Annotated in this window: 13 protein-coding genes; 6 read left to right on the forward strand and 7 right to left on the reverse strand. The window is 65.6% G+C overall.

Annotated elements, in window-relative coordinates; all coding sequences use genetic code 11:
* Positions 1 to 62 precede the first annotated feature (62 nt).
* Positions 63 to 761, reverse strand: a complete 699-nt coding sequence (locus tag VGE27_RS14780; protein WP_331050439.1) for a response regulator transcription factor — start codon at positions 759 to 761, stop codon at positions 63 to 65.
* A 128-nt stretch (positions 762 to 889) separates the two neighbouring features.
* Between VGE27_RS14780 and VGE27_RS14785 the strand changes: the two genes are divergently transcribed.
* Positions 890 to 2,044 (forward strand): AAA family ATPase, encoded by a 1,155-nt coding sequence (locus VGE27_RS14785; protein WP_331050440.1) that lies wholly within the window; start codon positions 890 to 892, stop codon positions 2,042 to 2,044.
* A gap of 119 nt (positions 2,045 to 2,163) precedes the next feature.
* On the forward strand, positions 2,164 to 2,823 hold the full coding sequence (locus tag VGE27_RS14790; protein ID WP_331050441.1) for a carbonic anhydrase: 660 nt from the start codon (positions 2,164 to 2,166) through the stop codon (positions 2,821 to 2,823).
* A gap of 20 nt (positions 2,824 to 2,843) precedes the next feature.
* Here the strand turns inward: VGE27_RS14790 and VGE27_RS14795 are convergent, their stop codons facing one another.
* Genes VGE27_RS14795 through VGE27_RS14810 form a run of 4 tightly spaced genes read right to left on the reverse strand, consistent with a single transcriptional unit; the run spans position 2,844 to position 11,110 of the window.
* Positions 2,844 to 7,616, reverse strand: coding sequence for a diguanylate cyclase (locus VGE27_RS14795; protein ID WP_331050442.1), 4,773 nt, complete (start codon positions 7,614 to 7,616; stop codon positions 2,844 to 2,846).
* A complete protein-coding gene (locus tag VGE27_RS14800; protein WP_331050443.1) occupies positions 7,609 to 8,442 on the reverse strand; it encodes an ABC transporter permease in 834 nt (277 codons plus the stop codon). Before VGE27_RS14800 ends, VGE27_RS14795 begins: the two co-directional genes overlap by 8 nt.
* Positions 8,439 to 9,437: an ABC transporter permease gene (locus tag VGE27_RS14805; RefSeq protein ID WP_331050444.1), complete on the reverse strand. Its 999-nt coding sequence runs from the start codon at positions 9,435 to 9,437 to the stop codon at positions 8,439 to 8,441. The genes VGE27_RS14800 and VGE27_RS14805 overlap by 4 nt, the downstream gene beginning before the upstream one ends.
* Positions 9,434 to 11,110, reverse strand: coding sequence for a peptide ABC transporter substrate-binding protein (locus tag VGE27_RS14810; protein WP_331050445.1), 1,677 nt, complete (start codon positions 11,108 to 11,110; stop codon positions 9,434 to 9,436). Before VGE27_RS14810 ends, VGE27_RS14805 begins: the two co-directional genes overlap by 4 nt.
* Positions 11,111 to 11,435: 325 nt before the next feature.
* Here VGE27_RS14810 and VGE27_RS14815 point away from each other — a divergent pair, with 325 nt between their 5' ends.
* Complete coding sequence (locus VGE27_RS14815; RefSeq protein WP_331050446.1) at positions 11,436 to 12,095, forward strand: hypothetical protein; 660 nt, start codon at positions 11,436 to 11,438, stop codon at positions 12,093 to 12,095.
* A 120-nt stretch (positions 12,096 to 12,215) separates the two neighbouring features.
* Here VGE27_RS14815 and VGE27_RS14820 read toward each other — a convergent pair whose 3' ends face one another.
* A complete protein-coding gene (locus VGE27_RS14820; protein ID WP_331050447.1) occupies positions 12,216 to 13,502 on the reverse strand; it encodes an amidohydrolase family protein in 1,287 nt (428 codons plus the stop codon).
* A gap of 192 nt (positions 13,503 to 13,694) precedes the next feature.
* On the opposite strand from VGE27_RS14820, the gene VGE27_RS14825 reads away from it, so the two are divergent.
* The 3 genes from VGE27_RS14825 (at position 13,695) to VGE27_RS14835 (ending at position 21,682) form a co-directional block, all read left to right on the forward strand.
* Complete coding sequence (locus tag VGE27_RS14825) at positions 13,695 to 17,108, forward strand: amidohydrolase family protein (protein ID WP_331050448.1); 3,414 nt, start codon at positions 13,695 to 13,697, stop codon at positions 17,106 to 17,108.
* A 160-nt stretch (positions 17,109 to 17,268) separates the two neighbouring features.
* A complete protein-coding gene (locus VGE27_RS14830) occupies positions 17,269 to 19,296 on the forward strand; it encodes a hypothetical protein (protein WP_331050449.1) in 2,028 nt (675 codons plus the stop codon).
* Positions 19,297 to 19,357: 61 nt separating this feature from the next.
* Entirely contained in the window at positions 19,358 to 21,682 is a 2,325-nt protein-coding gene (locus tag VGE27_RS14835) for a hypothetical protein (protein WP_331050450.1), read from the forward strand.
* On the opposite strand, the gene VGE27_RS14840 is transcribed toward VGE27_RS14835, so the two are convergent.
* On the reverse strand, positions 21,679 to 22,694 hold a 1,016-nt coding region (locus VGE27_RS14840; RefSeq protein ID WP_331050451.1), incomplete at its 5' end, for an amidase. The genes VGE27_RS14835 and VGE27_RS14840 overlap by 4 nt on opposite strands.

Consider the following 22,694-nt stretch of genomic DNA (forward strand, 5'->3'; position numbering starts at 1 on the left):
CGGCAGCTTGGGACAGCGATGGAAACGTCCGGCGTTCACGATACGAACGCCAGACGTTTTGTTCAGTTGGCGGTGATTTGCACGCCCACATTGCGGACGCTCACAATCGTCGACTGGGCCGAGACTGACGCGACCTTCTGCCGAATACGGGAAAGCGCCACGTCGAGCACGCTCGTGCCCGGGTCAAAGTCGTATCCCCATACGTCGGCGAGCAGCGTCGACCGTGCGAGCACTTCGCCTGGCCGACTCATGAGTGTCGCCAGCAGCTGATACTCCTTGCCGGTGAGCTGCACCTCTCCGTTCACGCCCGCGAGTCGGCGCGACTGACGGTCGAGCTGCAGGTCACCAACGGCGAGCCGATCGGGCAGCGTGTGCCGTCGCATCACCGCGGCAATGCGGGCGCGAAGCACCGTCGCCGAGACCGGCTTGTGCATGAAGTCGTCGGCACCCGCCATGAGTCCGTTCACGACAGCGTCGTCATCTGTGTAGCCGGACAGCATCAGGATGGCTGCATCGGGAGCCGCGAGCCGCAGCGATTGCACGGCTTCCGTGCCGCGGCCGTCGGGCAGTTCGAAATCGACGATGGCCACCTGGATGGGGACGTTGCCGATCATGGCCAGTGCGGCGCGCACGGAGGTCGCCACATGCACCTGCCAGCCATCCTCGCTGAGCAGTTGCGTGATCCACGCGACCACCGACGGGTCGTCATCAACCACCAGTGCTTCCATTGGCACCGGCTGAGAAGAGGGCAGGACGGGCATGCGATTCGGATTACGGGAGTGCGGCATTGATCACACAACCTGAACAGCAAACAACAGGCCGTTTCTTGCGCTCGCAAGTATCGCCGCCGCACGTATCAGTAGACTGACGGGTTCGCCATATTCCCCGCATGATCGAGACGATCGCCATCAGCGGATACCGGTCTCTGCGCGACATTCGTTTGGGGCTCGGTGCGCTCACCGTCGTCACCGGCGCGAACGGCACCGGAAAGTCGAGTGTGTATCGCGCCCTGCGCCTGATGACGCAGATCGCACATGGCCGGCTGATCAGTTCTCTCGCGGCGGAAGGTGGGCTGTCTTCCACTTTGTGGGCGGGCCCGGAAACCATCGGTGCGGCGGTGCGACGTGGCGACCATCCCGTGCAGGGCACGCGGCGCACGCAGCCGGTGTCACTGAAGCTGGGGTTCGCCGGCGAAGACTATGGCTACGCCATCGACATCGGTCTGCCCAAACCCAGTCAGTCGCTGTTCGCGCGTGATCCCGAGATCAAGGCCGAGTCGATGTGGTTCGGCTTGCGTCCTGGCCGGCACAATGTGATCGCCGAACGGAACGGCCCCAGTGTGCGTGTGCGCAACCGCGAGAACGAGTGGACGCAGGCGCTGACGTCCCTCGCGATGTGGGACAGCATGATGACGCACGCGGGTGACCCGCGCGAAAGTTCTGAGCTCATCGTCCTGCGGGACGCCATGCGCGACTGGCGTTTCTACGACCACTTCGATTGTGGGGCGGACTCGCCGGCGCGCCGCGCGCAGATCGGTACGCGCACACCCGTTCTGGCGTCCGATGGGCGTGATGTCGCTGCGGCCATCGAAACGATCCGTGAACTGGGTGACTATGGGGCACTCGCGGCGGCGATCACCGATGCCTTTCCGGGCGCCTCTCTCGAGGTGGCCACGCGCTCAGGCTATTTCGAGCTGGCGATGCACCAGCATGGTCTGCTGCGGCCATTGGGCATGAGCGAACTGTCCGATGGCACCCTGCGGTTCCTGCTGCTGGCGGCCGCGCTGCTTTCGCCACGCCCGCCGGCGCTGATGGTGCTGAACGAACCGGAGACCAGCCTGCATGGCGAACTGCTGCCGGCCCTGGCGCGACTGATCGCACGGGCGGCTGAGCGGAGTCAGATCATTGTGGTGTCCCACGCGCCGCTCCTCATTGGCGCGCTGGAATCGCACCGGGAGTGTCGCCGGATCACTCTCGTGAAGTCGTTCGGCGAGACGCGGGCCGACGGAGAAACCGAGCCGGCCTGGAGCTGGCCCAGTCGCTGACCGGAAGCGGGCGGAACACTGGGGCGGATGTGGGGTCGCTGGCGGATGGCCGCGTCACCTGCCAGCTTCGCGGGATCGACGTACGCGCCCCACCGGGTCCCACCCCTTACCGTCCCCCCATGCCCTCCATCCCGTACGAACAGCTTTTCGAGAACAGCGCCAAGTGGGCGGCGTCGCTGACCAAGAATGACCCCACGTATTTCGAGCGCCTCGCCTCGGAGCAGAAGCCGGACTACCTGTACATCGGCTGCTCGGATAGCCGTGTGCCGGCGAATGAAATCATGGGCGTCGAACCCGGCGATGTCTTTGTGCACCGCAACATCGCCAACGTGGTCGTGCACACCGACCTCAATGTCGGCTCCGTGATCGAATACGCCGTGGCGCATCTCGGGGTCAAGCACATCATCGTGTGCGGACACTACAACTGCGGTGGTGTGCAGGCCGCGATGCAGCCTCGTGACCTCGGGTTGCTCAATCCGTGGTTGCGCAACATCCGCGATGTGTATCGCATGCACGAGAAGGAGCTCGAGGCCATCCCCGACGAGAAGCGGCGGTACGAGCGTCTCATCGAGTTCAACGTGATCGAGCAGTGCATGAACGTGATCAAGACCGCCGTGGTGCAGCGGTCCTATCTCCATCACGGCGGCCCGATCGTACACGGCTGGGTGTTCGACCTGGCCAAGGGCAAGCTGGTCGACCTGAACATCGACTTCGAGGCGAGCCTCAAGAGCGTGCAGCGGCTTTACAACCTCGGGGCGGAACTGTCATCGACGCACTGAACCGATGCCCCTGCCGCGGGTCAGGAGGCATGTGCCACCACGCGCATCGATCCACTGACCCGCGACAGGCGGTCACCCTGCAGTCGCTGAACCAACGGGGTGTAGCCGTGGGCACGTGCCTGTACGAGCAGACGCGCGCGTGCGGCCGCCACCTCGGCGGTGTTGGCCTGAAACACGTACGCACACTCCGCTGCGAGCCACAACGCGGCATAGGCATCCTGGCTCTCCACGCGCGATAGCGTGGACAGCAGCCGGCTGCGGGTCATGGCGGCAGGCACCCGACGCGACTCGAGACGCAGCTGCAGGGCTTCCACCAGCTCGCGCCCCTGGAACCACGCGAAGCGGTTGTTCAGCATCGCCTCCACACGTTCTGCCAACTGCTCGGCCGCCGGCATCGAATTGAGATCGAGCTCGGCCAGCCCCGCGCCAGCGAGTGCGCCCACCTCGACATCGTGGTGCCCGATGTTGGCCGCCAGCAACGCGCAGGTATCGTAGAGCTCCAGCGCCGCCGCGGCATCGTTCTCGAGACGGGACAGGTGCGCCAGGTTGTACAGCGCCGCCAGACGGTAGCGATCGTGCTTGATCGATTCGAAATCGCGCAAGGCATCGCTGAACCGATGACGAGCCGATTCGGTACGCCCGGTTTTCATGAGCAGCACGCCCAGGTTGAGCGCGGCCACGCCACCCAGGTCGGTGGCGCGCAACTCGCGGGCAAGTTCGCACGCCGTGAGGAACGACACCTCGGCGGCCGGGTGATTGCCCGCACGATCGCACGCCGTGCCGATGTTGATGTGGCACCGCAGCTGGCCATGTCGATCGCCAGCCGACAGTGACAGGTCGAGCGAACGACGATAGTGCGGAATGGCAGCGGCGGGACTTTCCGTGAGCAGCACCGACCCAAGACGCAGGAGCGCTTCGGCCAGCACGGCGGGTTCATCCAATCGTTCTGCCGCGGTCACTGCTTCACGCGCCATGCGGTCTGCCTCGGCGATGGTCCCCGATTGTTGCAGCACCGAAGACATCATGATGCGCAGCGCGACTTCTTCGGCGTGATCGCCGGAGGCCAGCGCTTCGACGTGCAACGCGGTGCAGGCTTCCAGCACCGTCGCGTGATCGACCCCACGCTGCAGGCGCAGGCGTTCGCGCATGCGGCCAGTGGTGAGTGAACGGCCTGCCGCGGCGGTGGCGTGGGCATGCTCACCCAGTGCGCGGTCGCAATGCACCTCGGCCTGCGCGAGTTGTCCAGCAGCTTCGGCGACGGTGGCGAGCCGGAATTCGACATCAGCCTTGTCGGTTGCATCGTTGGCGTGTCGCTGTGCCACGCGATACCACTCGATGGCCATCTCGTACGCGAAGACCCGGTGCGCCTGGTCGCCCGCGACGATGGCGGCACTGAACGCATGCGATGACATGCCAGCCCGGTCGTAGTGTCGCGCCAGTGTGCCGGAATCGGCCGCCTCGCGTGTCGCGACGGCCTGCGCCACACGCGCATGCAGTTGCTGCCGCTTGAGCGGGTTCACTTCGGCCAGCAGCAGTTCCGTCAGCAGACCGTGCGCGAACGCCAGCGTGTGCTGCAGGTGGTCGGTAGTGATGAGCACCGAACTGGAGATGCCCTCGTCGAGCGCCTCGTGCACGGTCGATTCGGGCGCCTCGCACGCGGCGACCAGGACACTGGGGTCGAACTCACGGCCAAGCACCGCGGCCAGCGCGAGAATCTCACGATGCGGTCGCGATAACGACTCCACGCGCTGTGCCAGCAGGTCGCCGATGGCGGCCGGCAACGCCGAGGTGCTGTCGTCACGATACAACCAACCGTCGCTGGTCCACTGCAACCGACCATCGTCCGTCATGGCCCGCAGCAACTGCACGGCGAAGAGGGCGTTGCCTTCACTGCGGGTCATGATCGCGGTGAGCAGCTGCGGCGGTGGCGTCTGCCCGCCAAGCGCATCCTGCAGCCAGTGCGCGAGGTCGGCCTCGGAGAGCCGGCGCAGGCGCAGTGTGGTGCAACGTTCGGAACGGGTGAGACGCCGCACACGGCGCTCGGCCTCAGGCAGCGCACTTTCGGGACGCAGGGTGAGGCCCAGCAGCACGCGATGATCGTTCAGGCGCGCGACGAGATACTCGAGTGCATCCCAGCTGCGTGGGTCGGCCCACTGCAGATCATCGAACATGAGCACCAGCGGCCGTTGTGTCGCCGCCAGCCGCAGGCATTCCTCCAGCTCTTCGTGCAACGCCCGCGCAAAGGCGCGGCCTTCGGTGGCCGGCGTCGGTGTACCCAGTTCGGGCACGAGATGCGCGAGATACGGCCAGTCCCGCTGCGGCAGCAATCCGTTGCGGTGCATGGCCAGCAGGATGTCGCTCCACGGTCCGTACGGCGTGGCCATATCGGTTTCGAGGCAATGACCGATCAGGAAAGCACCACCACGTACGCCGAGGTCCGGTCCGAGCTGCTTGAGCAGCGTCGACTTGCCAACACCGGCTTCGCCCGTGACCAGGACGACGGACGGCTGTCCGCGTGAGGCATCGGCGAAGTGCTCGCGCAAGCGCGCCCGTTCCTGCTCACGACCAACGACAGTCTGCAATACGAGCTGCTGGCGACCACCCTGCAGGCGCGAGGCCGGTACCACCTGATTGCGGCCGGCGCGCTTGGCGCTGTACAGCGCGTTGTCGGCCGCACCAAAGAGGGCATCGAGCGTGATACCATGCTGCGGAGCGCAGGCCACACCCAGTGACACGGTCACCGAGATGGGTACCGGCTGACCGCCGTTGGCGATGCTGGGGAGCAGCACAATGGGCGATGCCGCTACCGTCGCGCGAATGCGCTCTGCGACGCGCGTCGCCTCCTCGAAGCGCACACCCGACAGCAGCACCACGAACTCATCACCCGCGTAGCGGCCCACGAAATCCGACGGACGCACGTTGGTGCGAATGGCCTGCGAGACGTGCTGCAGCACCTGATCGCCCGCCGTGGTGCCAAACTGTTCGTTCACGACGCTCAGGCGGTCGACGTCCAGAATGATCAACGCCACCGGCCGCCCGGTGGTGTGGCGGGCCTCCAGGGTACGCGAAGCCGTTTGACGGAAGGCGCGGCGCAGCGCCACGCCCGTGAGTTCATCCAGTGCGAGCCCAGACGTTTCCACGGCGGCGGGTTGGCCTTCCTGGCGTTCGTCGAGCGGCGCTTCGACAGAGGCGTACGAACGTCGTGCCCATTCCGCTTCGATCTGCTCGAACCACGCAAAGACGGTGGGATCGAACACGGTGCCGACATCCTTGCGCAGGATGGCCATGGTCTCCTCGTGCGTCAGGGCGCGCTTGTAGCTGCGCACCGACGTGAGGGCGTCGTACACATCGGCAATGGTGAGAATGCGCGCGACCAGCGGGATGTCGTTCCCGGCCAGTCCATGCGGATAGCCACGACCATCCCACCGCTCATGGTGCGACTCCACCATCGGGCGCACGTCCCACGGGAACTCGATTTCGTTCAGCATCTCGGCGCCGGCCGTCGTGTGGCCCTTCATGAGCGCCCACTCGGCGTCGTCCAGCTTGCCGGGCTTGTTGAGCACTTCCTCAGGAATCACCAGCTTGCCCACGTCGTGCAGCAGCGCGCCGATGCGGAACCAGAACAACGACGTCTGGTCCATGCCGCTCACCTCCGCGATCGCGCACGCGAGCTCGGCCACGCGCTGGCAGTGACCCTGCGTGTACCGATCCTTGGCTTCAATCGATTCACCCCAGCGCCGCGCGACATGCACGAACTCCTGCTCGAGCTGATCCACGCGCGCGCCGATATCGCGCAGCTCCGATTGGGCGCGGAGGTGCGAGAACAGTCGGTGGGCGCGATTGAGCTGTTGCAGCACATCGCGGTTGCGGCCGGTGCGGCGCGCGAGGGCCGCACGATCGCGCGCGATTTCCGCAAGCAACAGCTTCTCCCCGCGCGCGGTGGCCACTTCCTCAGCCTGCAGCAGGTGCTGTTCGGCCTCGGTGTACTTGCCTGTATTGCTGGCGATCACGCCCAGCAACTTGGTGGACTTGGCGATGGCCGATCCATCACCCAACTGCACGGCGGCGGCCTGCGCAGCGGTCACCGCGCCATGCGCACGCGCGAACTCACCCTGCGCCACCCACAGTTCGGCCAGGTTGATGTCCAGTTGCAGGCGCACATTCACATCGTTCAACGGCTCGCACACGCGCACGCCTTCGAGCAGAGCCTCTTCGGCACCTTCCCAGCGCTTCTGGGCGATGTACAACAGGCCAAGGTTGTTGAGCGCCACGCACACGTCGGTCAACAGCCCGAGCGAACGATAGTCTTCGAGACTCACGCGGTACTGTCGTTCGGCCAGCGCAAAGTCGCCACGGATATTGGCGAGCACCCCAAGGTTCTGCGCCGTCATGGCGGCGAGCTTGGCATCGCCGGCATGCAGCGCACGCTGGCGGGCCAGCAGATACAGACGTTCGGCCTCGTCGAGGTCGCCCGTCTGCCAATGCACCACCGCCTGCACGTTGAACGCATGACCGGCGGCCGCATGATCGTTCCATGCTTCCGCCACCGCCAATGCGGCATCGAGGCATTCGAGTGCCGCGTTGCCATCACCGTCCGCGATGTACGTGCGTGCAATCCAGCGCAGGACATCGCTGCTCTCACGCGCATCTTCGGGACGCGTGAACTGCATCAATGCCGACTCATATGCCTTGCGGGCGGCGAGGCGATGACCGGCTTTCTCCTCGCGCTGCGCCTGAGCAACCAGTTCGTGGAAAGTGCCGTGCGGCAACGACGTTCGGGACGAGTCAGTCATGGATCACCAACGAGGTGTTCAGGCGCTCTGCGAGTGCCGCGGTGAGGAGGATGGTGGCCAGCAGCGCCGCACAGGGCACGGCGAGTGGCCACCAGGCCCTGGCGAGGTCCGGCATTGCATCCTGAATCATTCGGCCCCAACTCACCGCGGGTTCCGGCACTCCAAGTCCCACCACGCCCAGCGCGGCTTCCGCCGCCAGCAGCTCGCCCACCAGAATCACGCCCAGGCCCAGCAGCACCGGCATCAGATGCGGCAGCAGATGGTGCGAGAACGCGCGCATCGGCGATACGCCGAGCGCCTGCGTGGCTTCGCTCCACGGTCTGGTGGATAGCTGCTGCAGCTCTGCGTGGATGACACGGCACACCAACGGTGCAGCGATACAGCCCATGGCGATCGCCAGCGACGTCGGCGACAGCGCGCCGCCAGCAACCGCACCGACGCCCAGCAACACCAGCAGGCGGGGGACACCGCGCAGTGCGTCCGAGACCGTGAGCAGTGCGCTCGCCAGCCATCGTCCGCCGTATTGCACGAGGGCAGCCCACGCCAGTCCGCCGAGCAGCGCGGTGACGGTGCCGAGGAACGCAATCGTCAGTGACGTGCGCGCGCCATGCAACACGCGACTCAACAAATCGCGCGAGGCGCCGTCGGTGCCAAGCCAATGACCGGTGCCCGGCATGCGCAGGGCCTGGTGCACGAGATCGAGCGGCGATGCGGGATCGTGCGGCGCGATCCACGGAGCACCCACCGCCATCACCGTGAGAGCCATGAGCGACAGCACCAGCCAATCGGTGAGCTGTGGCTGGGCACCTCGTGTGGCCACCCTCATGTGGAGGCCTCCGCGGTTTCGCGGTGTGCTCGCGCAGCAACGCGGGGGTCGGCCCACATCAGCAGCAGGTCGGTGCCCACACTCGCGACGGCCAGCAGGGTGGACGTCACCAGCAGCGCGCCCACCACCAGGGGGTAGTCGCGTGTGCCAATACCCTGCACAATCAGACGCCCGAGCCCGGGCCAGCTGAAGATCGTCTCGGCCACGATGGTACCACTCACCAGCGCGGGGAACATCATGCCGATGGTAGTCACGCTGGACGGAAAGGCGACGCGGGCGCCGTAGCGTGCCCACAGACTCGTCGGACCAACACCCCGCGAGATCGCCGCGCGGGTGGCCAGCGACTCGCGGGCTGACTGCGTGGCGATGGCTTGTTGGCGCGCGACCGCAGCAGACCAGGCCAGTGCAAGCGAGCCGGCCGGCAGCACCATATGATGCACGCGGTCGAGCAGCCGGGCCGTCGCGCTGCCAGTGTAGGCAATCAGCGGATCGGACACACCACCAACGGGAAACCACCGCGACTTCACGGCAAACAGCAGCAGCACACCCAGCGCCAGCATGAACTCCGGCAGTACGGTCAATGCCGTGACCGAATGGAATGCTGCACGCACCACGCGATGCTCGGCAAACCAGCCGCGCGCGCTGCCGAGCAGCAGTCCGAACAGCGACGCACCAAGCAGGGCGGGCAGGGCGAGTCGCAGACTCAAAGACGCCGCACGCGCGACCTCCGGCGCAATGGGCCGACCATCTACCAACGACGCCCCAAGGTCGCCTCGCACCACACGCGCGACATAGGACGTGGCTTGCTGGAACAGGGGAGTATCGAGACCATAGCGCGCACGCAAGGCGGCACGTGCTTCCGGAGTACGTCCACGCTGTTCAATGGATTGCGACAGCGGATCACCCGGCAACAGACGCAGCATGACAAAGCCTGCCGTCGTCGCGAGGGCGACGACGAGCAGGCAACGGGCCACACGCTGCGCGAACCAGATCACTGTGCGCCCGCTCCGGTGTTCACCTTCCAGTCCGGGATGCCGGACCACCAGGCGTCGGCACGCAGTGCCGTGGGCTGCACGCGGTCACGCAGTAAGGCCATGTTGCGCGGCTCATACAGCCACACCGCCGGCACATCGCGCACGATCTCGGCGAAGGCGCGGTGGAACAGCGCCCGGCGACGCGTCGGATCGAAGGTGGTTGCAGCGGTGTCGAATGCCGCATCCACGGTGGCGTTGCGATAGCGGCCGAAGTTGCCACCCACGTCGTTGCCGCGCGGCGAGCCCCACACATCGCGCACGGCCATGGGGCTCGGATCGGCATGCCACATGTTGAGCGCGGCCTCGAAGTCTCCGCTGCCAACACGCGCAAAGAATTGCGCGGGTTCGAGCGCGGCGATGCGCATGTCCACACCGCGGGCGCGGTACTGCGCCTGCATGAGCGTGGCCATGCGCTGCCGCGTCGCGCTGGACGCGGGCACGATCACTTCAAAGCGCAGCGGCACACCAGCGCGCGTGCGCAGACCATCGGCACCCCGCGTCCAGCCGAGTGAGTCGAGCGTACGGTCAGCGGCCGTGGTGTCGTAGGCGATTTGTGCCACCGTGGTGTCGGCAGCCGGTACCGCGCGCGTGAAGGGGCCAAGTGCCACCATGCCCAGTTCGCCGAGCACGTTGTGCACCATCGCCTGACGGTCGAGGCTCGCCGAGAGCGCGACGCGCATCGGGTGTGCGGCAAACAGCTGGCGCGTGGCTGCTGAACGCGCGTTGAAATTGAAGGCGAGGTAGGCGTAGTCGAGCGTGTGATACGGCACGAGCGTCAGCCCCTTGGTGGCCACCGCCTGCTCGTAGGCATCCAAACGAATCGCTTCGAGCATGTCAGCTTCGCCGGCGAGGACGCGTAGACTGGCCGCTGTCGCGTCGGGCGTGACATTCCAGATCACACGGGCGATGCCGGGCGCGCCGCGATAGTTGGCGGTGTCGGCCTCGAAGACGAGCAACTGACCACGCGACCAGGTGCCGAAGCGGTAGCGTCCGGAGCCGATGGGATGGCGCGCGAACTCCGACTGCGCGAGCGCTGTACGGGGCGCCTGCGCGAGCAGGTGCTCCGGCATGATCGCGAGATTGTACGCCACCTGAAAGAACTGCTCCGGGTGACGACGGTTCCACCACACTACGGCTGTCGACGAGTCGCGTACCGTGACAGAATCGATGCCGGCAAAGGCTCCAGCGTGTGGTGACGCGACGGCGCTATCTGTATAGAGGGCGTACGAGAACGCCACGTCGCTCGCGCGCACCGGCTGGCCGTCATGCCAGCGTGCTGCCGAGTCGATGGTAAAAGCAATGGAGAGCGAATCGGCCGCCCAGTTCCAGCGCGAGGCGAGCTGCGGAGCGAACCCGCCATCGCCAACGGTTTCGATGGGGCCGGTGGGACGCGCCAGCATATCGAACAGCAGGTCGACGGCCTGCTTGCCCTGGAGCGACGACACGATGGGCGGAATCAAGGCATCGGCGTCCGCGGGCGTGGCGATGGTCAGCACACCGGACGAGCCGCTCGCCTGCTTGGCCGCATCACCGCAGGCAGCCGTGAACACGGCGCCAATGGCCATCGTTGCAAAGAACGCACGACGGCACACGGCTTTCGCGCCATCGGCCGCCCGATGGGCAGGGGGTCTCACTCGAAGCATCGTCGCTTGGGGTCTGGGCGAAAATCGGCCGATGTTGGACGGGCGGCTCTCTGCCGAATCCCGCACCGATTCATCGTCATTCAATGATTTCGGCTGCTGCCCCCGCCGACTTGAGGCCGCATGTCGTTGTCAGGGCACGACCTGCGCATAAAACCGTGCCGAGAAAGTGACACTCGCCCGTCCTGACGAAACGTGCTGGGGGCGTGACGAAGCTCTCAAGTTGGTAAGTCAGCGTGACGAATCTCACCAGCAGGTGGGCCATACCTACCGCATTGACGCGATGTCGCGTCGAAAACTTTTCACTCCAAGGATGGACATGCTTATCGGAACCACCACCTCGCCCAAGGTCAGTTTCTTCCGTCGTGCACGTCGCACGGCAGCAGTGCTCGGCCTGAGCTTGTCCGCTGGTGCGTGCGCAGTCGACGCGCCTTCGGCCCCGGTTGCGCCTGAGACTCAGGCGTCGAACGGGTTGCTCGGTTCCACGCTCGGACTCGTGAATGGACTGCTGTCCAATGTCACGGCACTTCTCCGCATCACGCCGCTCAGTGCGCCGATCACGCGATCGGTCACGGTCAACAACGCGACCGGTGGTGTGCTGCTCGTTCCGGAGACGGGACTGGAAGTGATCATTCCGGCTGGTGCGCTGCCAACGAGTCAGATGACGATCACCGTCAAGGCGCTTGCTGGTCGCGCCGTGGCCTACGACTTCGAGCCGCATGGCACGCAGTTCGTGAAGCCGCTGCAGTTCCGTCAGTCACTTGGGCTGACGCTGTACACGCTGCTCCCGATCAAGCCCGTGCTTGCTGGCGGCTACTTCGCCAACGCCAATCAGGTCAACACCGCGACGGGTCGTTCGACGCTCAACGAGGTGATCAACGCCTCGGTGGTCGGCGGTACGGTGCGTTTTAACATTCAGCACTTCTCCGGCTACATGGTCTCAACGGGACGCTCCTCGGAGCAGTTCGATGAGTTCTGATATGACGCCGGGTTACAATGTGATCGTCGGGTGATTGCCCGCCCGTGAGTGATATAGAACGGGGCGATGCGTCTTGATGGCGCATCGCCCCGCATTGCTTCTGAGCCCTTCAGGCGTGCTTCACGGTGTGCGCAACGCACGTCCCTTGATGAAGACCTGCCGAATGCGCGTGGTGGCTGAAATGTCGATGAGCGGATTGGCGTCGAGCAGCACGAGATCGGCTACGCGACCCGGTGCGACCAGACCGTGCGTTCGACCACGGCCCATCGCGCGCGCGGGGATGATCGTCGCGCTCGCCAATGCCGCACCCGGCGTGAGTCCTGCTTCCACCAGACGGACGAGTTCCTTGTGGACATTGGGCAGCGCATCCGCGTCGTTGCCGATCATGCCATCGGTGCCGGCGAGAATGGGAATGCCGATCGCCTGTGCACGGCGGGTGACGGCAAGGCTCCATGCGCGCATCGCGGGCGCCGTCGTCGGTCGCCCGACAAAGACCTCGAGCGTGGGTTCGAGATAGGTGCCGCGAGTTTTCATCGCCTGCAGCAGTGACTCGATGGCGGGCGCATCGGCCGGCACCTGCTCGTAGGGGCCGTTGGCGCGATTGAAGGAGTCTTCGGGCTTTACTGTGGCCGCACCCTGCCACGACAGGTACGGCACATGGGTGAGGATGTCGACGCCGCCCGCCACCAGTTGTGATGGCCGCGCGGGAAACACGGTCCCATGCGCCACCACGCGCATTCCCTGGCGATGCGCTTCGGCCACCAATCGGTCCGCGAGTGCGCTGTCGATCATCGCGTACAGCTTGAGCACCTCGGCGCCCGACCCTCGCGCTGCGCTGACCGCCCGCACCACATCGGTGGAGGCGGTCACGGCTTGTGCCCACGGCGCGGTGCCAAAGGCAAATCCCACGCTGGCGCCGCGAAAACGCGGGTCCACGAAGAAGTCGGGGCCGGCCATCACCGAGGCGTATGCGATTTCGGGCCCCATCAGCTCGCGGGCCAGCACCGCGCGCGCATACTCACCTGCGGTACGGTTGTCGCCGGCCATGGCGTTCACCATCGTCACACCGCCGCGGGCGGTCTGTATGAGCGCTCTGGTCATGCCGGGCGTCAGGTGCACGTGGTGGTCCACCAGCCCCGGAATCAGATAGCCGCCCTGTCCGGCGACCCGCACGTCCACGGTGTCCGGGAGGCGGTCGGTGAGCGCGCCGACCGACAGGATGCTGTCACCCCGCAGGACGACGCGACGATTCGGCGTGACCGCAAGCTTCTCCACGTCGACGACCTGCACGTCGTCGATCACCGTGATGGGCACGCGACGGGCCGCTGCGCCTCCCTGCGCATGCAGGTTGGTGCCCGCCATGAACGAGACGGGCAACAGCAGGACCGCGGCGAGCAGCTGGCGCATGGAACGGGGGGTGACGGTCGACAGAAGATCCGGGGGATTTCGGGAAGCTACGGGGCCCGTCCAGCAGCGGCCAGCAAGCGTGGCGTGTACGTGGGGTGCTTGCACTCGCCTTCGGCGAAGACCCTATTTGACAGGTTGCGTGACTCGCCGGACTGGTGTGCTGCCGGACGGCTGAACCCCGGAGGATCTCCCGTGTTGCGATCGCTGTCGTTGTCCGCCCTCACATTGGCGGTCTCGTTGCTCCCCGCGTCGTTGCTGGAGGCACAGGCCGCTGCTGGCGGCGCTCGTCCAGCACCACCGCGCCCATTGCCACTCGAAGCCACGCGCAGTTATGCGCTGGACACGCGCGAAGGGACGTGGCTGTCGGTCGATATCAGTCCCGACGGCAAGCAGATCGTGTTCGACATGCTGGGTGATTTGTATCTGATGCCGTTCACCGGTGGTGAAGCCACGCGCATCACCAGCGGACTCGCCTTCGACGCGCAGCCACGCTTCAGCCCCGATGGCAAGTCGGTGGCGTTCATCTCCGATCGACAGGGTGCCGACAACGTGCACACCATCGATCTTGCCACGCGCGAGATCAAGGAGATCACACGCGGCCGCACCAATGTGTATCTCTCGCCCGAGTATTCGCCTGATGGCCAGTACATCGTGGCCAGCAAGGGCGGCTTCCGCGGCTCGCTCCCCACACTGTGGATGTATCACGTGCGTGGTGGCAGCGGTGTGTCGCTGTACACGGCACCGGCGAATGCGGCCCCCGGCACCGCGGTGCAGCAGTCCGGCGCGGCGTTCAGCGCGGATGGGCGTCACCTTTGGTTCACGCAGCGTACGGGCGCGTGGAACTACAACGCACAGTTCCCGCAGTATCAGGTGTGGACGTACGATCGCGAGACGGGCGAACGCGAGATCCAGTCCACACGCTATGGTTCTGCCGTACGGCCCACGCTGAGCCCCGACGGCAAGTGGATGGTCTATGGCTCACGCTATGAGAACAAGACCGGCCTGCGCATCCGCGACCTGACCTCGGGCGACGAGCGCTGGCTGGCGTATCCCACGCAGCGCGATGAAATGGAAACGCGCGCGCCGCTCGATGCACTGCCCGGCATGAGCTTCACGCCGGACTCCAAGGAGATCGTGGCCAGCTACGGCAAGAAGCTGTGGCGTGTGGCCGTGGATGGCAGTGGTCAGGTGGAAATTCCCTTTCACGTGAAGGCCGATGTCGCGGTGGGCCCCGAAGTCTCGTTCACCTATCCGATCTCTGACAGCACGCAGTTCACCGTGCGCCAGATTCGTGATGGTGTGATGTCACCGGACGGCAAGCAACTGGCGTTCATCTCGCTCGACAAGTTGTACGTGATGGACTGGCCGTCTGGCACACCGCGCCGGGTGTCCACGCTGAATGACATCGAAGCCGAGCCGGCGTGGTCGCCCGATGGCCGTTCGCTCGCCTGGGTCACCTGGGCCAACAACGGCGGCCGGTTGTACAAGGCCGCGATGACGGCTGGACGTGCCACCCGCGTGCTGCCGGTGAGCGCGAGCACGGGTGTGTTCCGTCAGCCGGTGTGGTCGCCCAATGGCGCGCGCATTCTCGCGCTGCAGTCCGGAGCGCAGGGACGCCGTGATCAGACGGGTGTAACGGGTACCACGCAGCTCATGTGGTTCTCGGGCAACTCCACCAACGCCAATGGAGAAGCCGGCACGCTCATCGCGCGCACGGGTGGCCGCAGCAAGCCGCATTTCACGCGCGACACCACGCGCATCTATCTCTCGTCCAACAACGGCCTTGTCTCCATCCGCTGGGATGGCACTGACGAACAGCGACATCTCCGCGTGGTCGGTGGTGGTGGTGATGGCGCGGCCGACGATGATCATGCGCACACCGACATGTCGGTGGCCGAACTCGAGCTGCAGCGCACGCCCGAGGAACCCAACTCGCCGGGGCCGCCAGCGCAGCTGGTGATGATCTCGCCCAATGGCGATGTCGCGCTCGCGCAGATCAATCAGGACTTCTACACGGTCACCATCCCGCCGCGTGGTACGCAGGCGACGGTCAACATCGCCGATCCCAACACGGCGAGTTTCCCGGCGCGCAAGCTGACCGACATTGGCGGACAGTTCCCCGCCTGGTCGGCCGACGGCAAGAAGCTGCACTGGTCCATCGGCAATGCGTTCGTGTCCTTCGATGTGGATTCCGCCGCTGCGCGCGATGCCGCCATTGCCATCGCGCGCCGCGACAGCGTGCCCGAGGCTTCGCGTCCGCGCCCGTATGTGCCGCTCGAGCAGCGTATCATCATGCAGGGCACGCGCGACATCCCATCGGCCACGGTGGTGCTGCGTAACGCCAAGCTGGTGACCATGAAGGGCGACGAAGTGATCGCCCGCGGCGACGTGGTGGTGAAGAACAATCGCATCACCGCGATCGGCGCCGCAGGCACGGTGACGGTGCCGTCGGGCGCCACCGAAATGGACCTCGCCGGTGCGACGATCATCCCGGGCTTCGTGGACACCCACGCGCACCTGCGCGCGGAACGTGGCTCCATTCACGAATCGCAGCCCTGGGCCTACCTGGCCAACCTCGCGTTCGGCGTGACCACCACACGCGATCCGCAGACGGCCACCACCGACGTGCTCACGTATCAGGACCTGGTGGAAACGGGGCAGATCATCGGCCCGCGCATCTACTCCACCGGCCCCGGCATCTTCAGCACGGACGTCATTCGCGACCAGGAGCATGCGCGCAGCCTGCTCAAGCGCTACAGCGCCTACTACGACACCAAGACCATCAAGATGTACGTGTCGGGTGTGCGTCAGGTGCGTCAGTGGATCATCACGGCGGCGCGTGAGCAGCAGCTCATGCCCACCACCGAAGGCTCGCTCGACGTGAAGCTCAATCTCACGGAAACACTGGACGGCTATCCGGGGCTCGAGCACTCCATCGGCATCGTGCCGCTGGGCGCAGACATCACCAACTTCCTCGCCTGGTCGAAGCGCACCTACACGCCCACCTTGCTCGTGAACTACGGCGGGCCGTGGGCCGAGAACTACTTCTACACGAAGGAAGATCCATGGGCCAACCCGAAGCTGCAGCGCTTCACGGCCTACGAAGAGCTCGCGCTCAAGACACGGCGTCGCATGGCCAGCATGCCCAACGGCGGTACGGCCGGCGGCTGGTTTCGCGATGATGAGTACATCTTCCCGCAGCTCGCCACCGACGCGGCCAGCGTGCTGCGGGCGGGCGGTCGTATCGGCGTGGGCAGCCACGGTCAGTTGCAGGGCCTCGGCTACCATTGGGAACTCTGGGCCATGGCGAGCGGTGGCCTGACCACGCTCGAAGCGCTGCGTGTGTCCACCATCATCGGTGCCACGGCTATCGGCTTGCAGAACGACCTGGGTTCGCTCGAAGTGGGCAAGCTGGCCGATCTGCTCGTACTCGATCGCGACCCGACCGCGGATATCCGCAACACCAACAGCATCCGCTACGTGATGAAGAACGGTCGTCTCTACGACGGCAACACGCTGGCCGAGCAGTATCCGACCAAGCGAGCGGGTCCGGACGTGCCGAACCGTCCGATCACGCCGAGCACGAAGGCCGGCACGGGCAATTGAGGAACAGCGGGTGCCGGGGAGGTTTTCATGACCTTCCTGGCACCCGGCAATGCTGTCTGCATTGATGCCTTCCCGCGTTGTCGGACATGAATGACGGCTGGACTGCGGATCCTGCGCAATGCAGGGAGAACGTTCTCTCGCGTCTCCCACCCGCTGCGCCATGTCTGCTTCTTTTCGCCTCTCCCTCCTGGCCCGTCGCGTGCGCGCGTTGGCCGGTCTCTCTCTACTCTCGGCGTGTGGAGGCGGAGGCGATGAAACGCCAGTCACGCCACCTCCTCCACCGCAGCCGAGCGGCAGCTTCACACTGTCGGTGCTCGCACCGCTGAGCGTCACGGCGGGGCAGTCGGGTACGGCGACGGTCGTCATCACGCGGGTAAACGGCTTCACGGGCGAAGTCACGGTCGCGGCGCCCTCCACACCGGCCGGCATCACCGCGTCGGTTACGGGATCGCCCACCACACTCACCGGTGTGTCGGTCACGGTGAGTGTGGCGTCGACGGTGGCTGCCGGCAGCTACGCGATTCCCCTGCGCGCTACGGCTACGGGACTTGCTGAGCAGAGTGCCAGCATCGCCGTGACCGTGACTGCCGCACAACCTGCCGCGTTCACCATGACGGTCGACCCGGTGGAGTTCGAGCTACCAGCCGGGAACGGGTGGACCGCGAACGGGATTGTGAGCATCGTGCGTAATGCGGGATTCACCGGTGCGGTGAATGTGTCGGTCACGGGACTGAGTGGTGCGACCGGCGCGGTGGTGGCGACATCGCCATCCAGTATTGCGGCGACAGAAACCGCCAGCAACCTCACGGCACTCACCCTCGAAGGCGCGGCGCCTGGCGTGTACACGGGCACGGTGCGGGCCACCGCAACCGGGTTTGGTGAGCAGACCGCCACAGTGCGCGTGCGCGTTTCGGCGCCAAGCACCGGCACCGTGCGCTGGACCTTCTGCAATGCGAGCCGGGTCCCGCGCTTCTTTGCGGTGCGCGATGGCAGCGGAGCATGGCGGCACATCGTTCCCGCCGGGCCAGCCGCTGCGACCACCGGCAACCCGACCACCTTCTCCTTCACACCTTCGCAATCCACCGCCGGCATTGCCATGGTCAGTCTCGGCGAGAAGACCAGCGCTTCACCCCTCATCCAGGGTTTCCGTTGGGACGTGTTCTACCTGACAGCGCAGGAAGTCGTGGAACAGGCCGCGGCCGAGTGCGTGCGTTGGCCTGATGTCACCACCCGCACGGCAACAGCCACTGTGAGCGGCTATCAGTCGTTCGATGCCATGGTGGGTTCGGCGAGTCGGTTTGCACTGGTGAACACGGGCAGCACCGGGACGGCCAGCACCACGCTGACCGCGAGCAATCTCAAGGCCGGCAGTTTTGATCTGTTTCTCACGCGCTCCTCGTTCACGGGCGGCGTCAACACACCCATTGTGCCGCAGGGCATCATCCTGCGCCGCGCGCTCGACCCGGCCAGTGGCACGGTGTTGCCCGCGCTCAATTTCGGCACCGAAGGTTTTGCGCCCACCGTGAGTACAGTGAGCTATGGCAACACCAACGGTGAGTCGTTCTTTGTTGCGCAGAACTTCCTGACGACCAACGGACTCAATGGTCTGTTCAATGCGGTCGCCTCGTACGCACAAACAGCGCGCCCCTGGTACGGTGTGCCCGCGTCGCGTCTGCAGGCGGGCGACTTGCATCAGATCGTGGCCACCACGAGCACTGCCGCCGCGCGCCGCTCCGTGATCGCGTTTGCCGATCAGGTGTCCACGCGCATGCTCGATTTTGGGCCGGTCTTGCCAACGCCCACCGTGAGTGCGGGAGCTCCCGCTGCACCATGGCTGATTCGCGCCACCGGCACGGTGCCCACGGAGTACAACGCGCGTGCTGCGCTGTACCTGCGCGAGACAATCGCCGATCCGCGCGCCTTCATGATCACGGCGTCGCGTGGGTATCTCGGTGGCGCGGGCACCTACGACCTGGCGATCCCTGATTTGTCGTCGGCCACCGGATTCACGGCGTTCTGGAATGCCCGGCGTGGTGCGGCGCTGCGCTGGACGGTCACGGGTGGAGAGGGCGATCCGGGATCATCGGAGGAAACGTTCTGCATTCAGGTGGGCATCTGCGCCGTGAAGGCGGTGAGTGGCGCGGTGTACAAGTCGGCGCAGGCAACAGGCACGGTGACGGTGCCGTAGCCGGTTCGAGATGAGAGGGCCAGCGGTGGCCACCCTCCCATCCCGGCGGTACAATGGCCACATGACAACACGCCGGGATCATCTGGTCGCGCTGCTGGTTTGCAGCGCAGTCGCAATGACGTTGCTCTGGCCGCTGCTCGGCGGCCAGATCCTCTTCGGCGGTGGCCGATCGGACATGTTCATTGCCGGCTATTCATTCCGGTTGTTCGGTGCCGAGACGTTTCTGCAAACGGGACACATTCCGCAGTGGAATCCATACCTGTTTGGCGGGTTGCCGTACATCGGCGCCATGCATGGCGACATCTTCTATCCCACGGCGTGGCTGCGGTGGATCATGCCCGTCGATCTCGCCATCACGTTCGGCATGGCCGTGCATTTTGTGCTGGCCGGCTGGTTCACGTATCGCTTTGCGCGCGCGCTTGGACTGACATTCAGTGCGGCGCTGCTCGCCGGTGTGGCATATGAACTGACGGGTATTGTGGCGTCGCAGATGAGTCCCGGGCACGACGGCAAGCTGTTTGTCTCGGCGCTCACACCGCTGGCGTTCTGGGTATTACTGCGGGCCATTCGCGAAGAACAGCGGTGGGCTTTCGGTGCGTTCGCGCTGGTGGTGGCTCTCAGTGTGCTCGGGCACTACCACATGGCGTACTTCCTGTTGCTCGCTCTGGGTCTGTGGGCGCTCTATCTCGCGTGTTGGGATCCACAGCGACCGCAAGGCGTTCCGGCGTGGAGGCCGTTGGGGTGGTCCCTGCTGGCCGTCGTGGTCGGTTTCGGTATCACGGCACTGCAGGTGATGCCCTTCCTCGCCTACATCCCGTTCTCCCCTCGCGCTGATGGCGGTCCGGATACGGGATGGCAGTTCGCCACCAGCTACGCGCTGCCGCCCTCCGAGGTCCTGTCGCTGGTCCTTCCGCAATTTCACGGTGTGCTGGACCGCTACTGGGGCAGCAATCCCATCAAGTTCCACACGGAGTATCTGGGCGTGTTGCCTGTTGCACTCGCCGTGTTGGCGTTCGGCGAGCGGAAGCAGCGCCGTCTGGTGATCGCGCTGGTCACGGGTGCCTTGCTCTTTCTGATACTCTCCTTCGGGGGACACACACCCATCTATCGGCTCTTTTATGAGCTGTTGCCGTTGATCAAGAAGATCCGCGCGATGGGGATGGTGTTCTATCTGCCCGCCTTCTTCCTGTGTCTCCTGGCCGGTATCGGAGCGGACCGGTTGCTGGCGAAGCAAGTGAGCATGCGATCCGCATTGGCGTGCGTTGGTGGAATCGCTGTTGTGGCCGCGTTGGGCGCGATGGGTGCCCTGCAAGGGCTTGCCGAATCCCTGGCGCTGACCGAACGGGCAGGGGAGGTCGTCGCCAACGCCGAGGAGCTGCGCAGTGGTTCGTGGCGATTGCTGGGTTTTGCCCTCGCATCAACGGCCGTGTTGTGGGGCATCGTATCAGGGCGCCTCACGCGCAGCACCGCATTGGCCGCGCTCGTGGTCGTGTTGACCGCCGACCTCTGGAGCATCGATCGCGCCTTCTATCGTTTTTCGCCGCGCGCGAAGACGTTGTTCGCGGACGATGCGATCACGACGGAGTTGCGCCGTGCGGCCGCTCCCTATCGGGTGCTGGATGCCGGCGACAGCTACGGCTGGTCTTTGCTCATGGCCTATGGCGTACCCGTGGCTCGCGGCTACCACGGCTTTTCGCTGCAACGATACAATGAGCTTGGTGGGGCGGCAGAAGGCTGGCGCAATCTGTATTCGCCCACCGTGCTCGATCTGCTCGCCGTTCGCTATCTCATCCTTCCGGACACACAGGACGTGTCGGGATTCCGGAAGACGGTGGGACCCATCACCACCACGTTCGGTACACCGGCAGTGCTGTATGAACGGGAATCGCCACCACCGTATGCGCGCGTGGTCTCGGCAATCGCGAAGCTGCCCGAGTCGCAGATCGTGCCCACGCTCGTTGATCCCCGTTTCCCGGTCCGTGAGTTGGCGTTGTTGCCGGACACCTCCACGACCACTGTGCCCGTGGCCACCACTGCGCCATTCCCCGCACCGGTGGTCACTGCGCAGGTGACAGCATGGAGCCCGGGCGAGATGCGCATTACACTGTCCGGCCAGGAAACGACAACCAGCCAGCTGGTGGTGTCGGAGAACTGGTTCCCCGACTGGCATGCCGAGGTGGATGGCAAGGCCATCACGGTGCGACGAGCGGATCACACCTTGTTGGCCGTGGATATCCCACCCGGTGCGACCACGGTACGACTGTGGTTCGAATCGGCCGCCTACGCTCGCGGCAAGATCGTCAGCCTGATCGCCTTGCTCACAGCGATTGGCATGATCGCGCTACCCGTGTTCACCGCGAGACGGCGCGCGGTGCCGCGCACCTAACTGGCGGCGATTCGCTCTGCCAAATCCAACAGCATTTCGTCGTTGCCGCGTGAGGCAATCAACGACAATCCCACGGGGCAGCCGTCGATGGTGCCCATAGGCAACGACACCTGTGGCAAGCCGCCGAGACCGGCGATGCACAGCAACGCCAGTGATCGCTCACGCACCACCACCGTCTCGCTGAGCGGCAGCCCGCGCAGTGGGGCACTGCCTGGTACGGTGGGCAGCACCATCACGGCGTTGTCGGCCAGCAGGGTGTCGAGGCGCTGCTGAATGCGCACACGCGCCGCCGTCATGGTTGCCACTTCTTCGGCGGTCACCTTCGAGGCAGCGTCGAAACGTGGCGCGATCTGCGGCCCAAAGGTGGGCTGCACTTCACGCACCCATGCACCATGTGTCTGCCAGATCTCGGCGAACTGCAGCACGCGGAATACCTCGTACCACGCCGGCAATCCGTCGGGGCTCACGGTGACGGGCTTGAGCGCGCCCACCACACCGCTCACGCGGCTCACCGCCGGCATGAGCGCGTCGTCCACGCCTGGCATGGTGTGCGCAAAGGCATCGGCCGCGTAGAGCAGGGCACCGGGCTCCTGCGCCTGGGCGGGCGTGTCGAACAGCACGCGTCCAAGTCGACCAAGCAGTGCTGCGTCGCGTGCAAACCAGCCACACGTATCGAACATCGGTGCCAACGGACAGGCACCCTGCAACGAGATGCGACCATGCGTGGGGCGAATGCCGTAGATGCCGCAGAAGCTCGCCGGTGCCCGCACGGAGCCACCCGTGTCACTGCCGATCGCAAAGTCCACCAACCCGCCTGCCACCGCGCTCGCTGATCCGCTCGACGATCCACCCGGTACGCGATCCGGCGCGGCCGGATTGATCGGCGTGCCGTAGTGCGCGTTCTCGCCGGTGAGACTGAACGTCATCTCCTCGGTGTGGGTCTTGCCCACCATCGTGGCGCCGGCAGCCAGCAGTCGCGTCAGAACGGGCGTGTGTGCAACTGCTGGTTCGT

The sequence above is a fragment of the Gemmatimonas sp. genome, from assembly GCF_036405635.1.
Taxonomy (GTDB): domain Bacteria; phylum Gemmatimonadota; class Gemmatimonadetes; order Gemmatimonadales; family Gemmatimonadaceae; genus Gemmatimonas.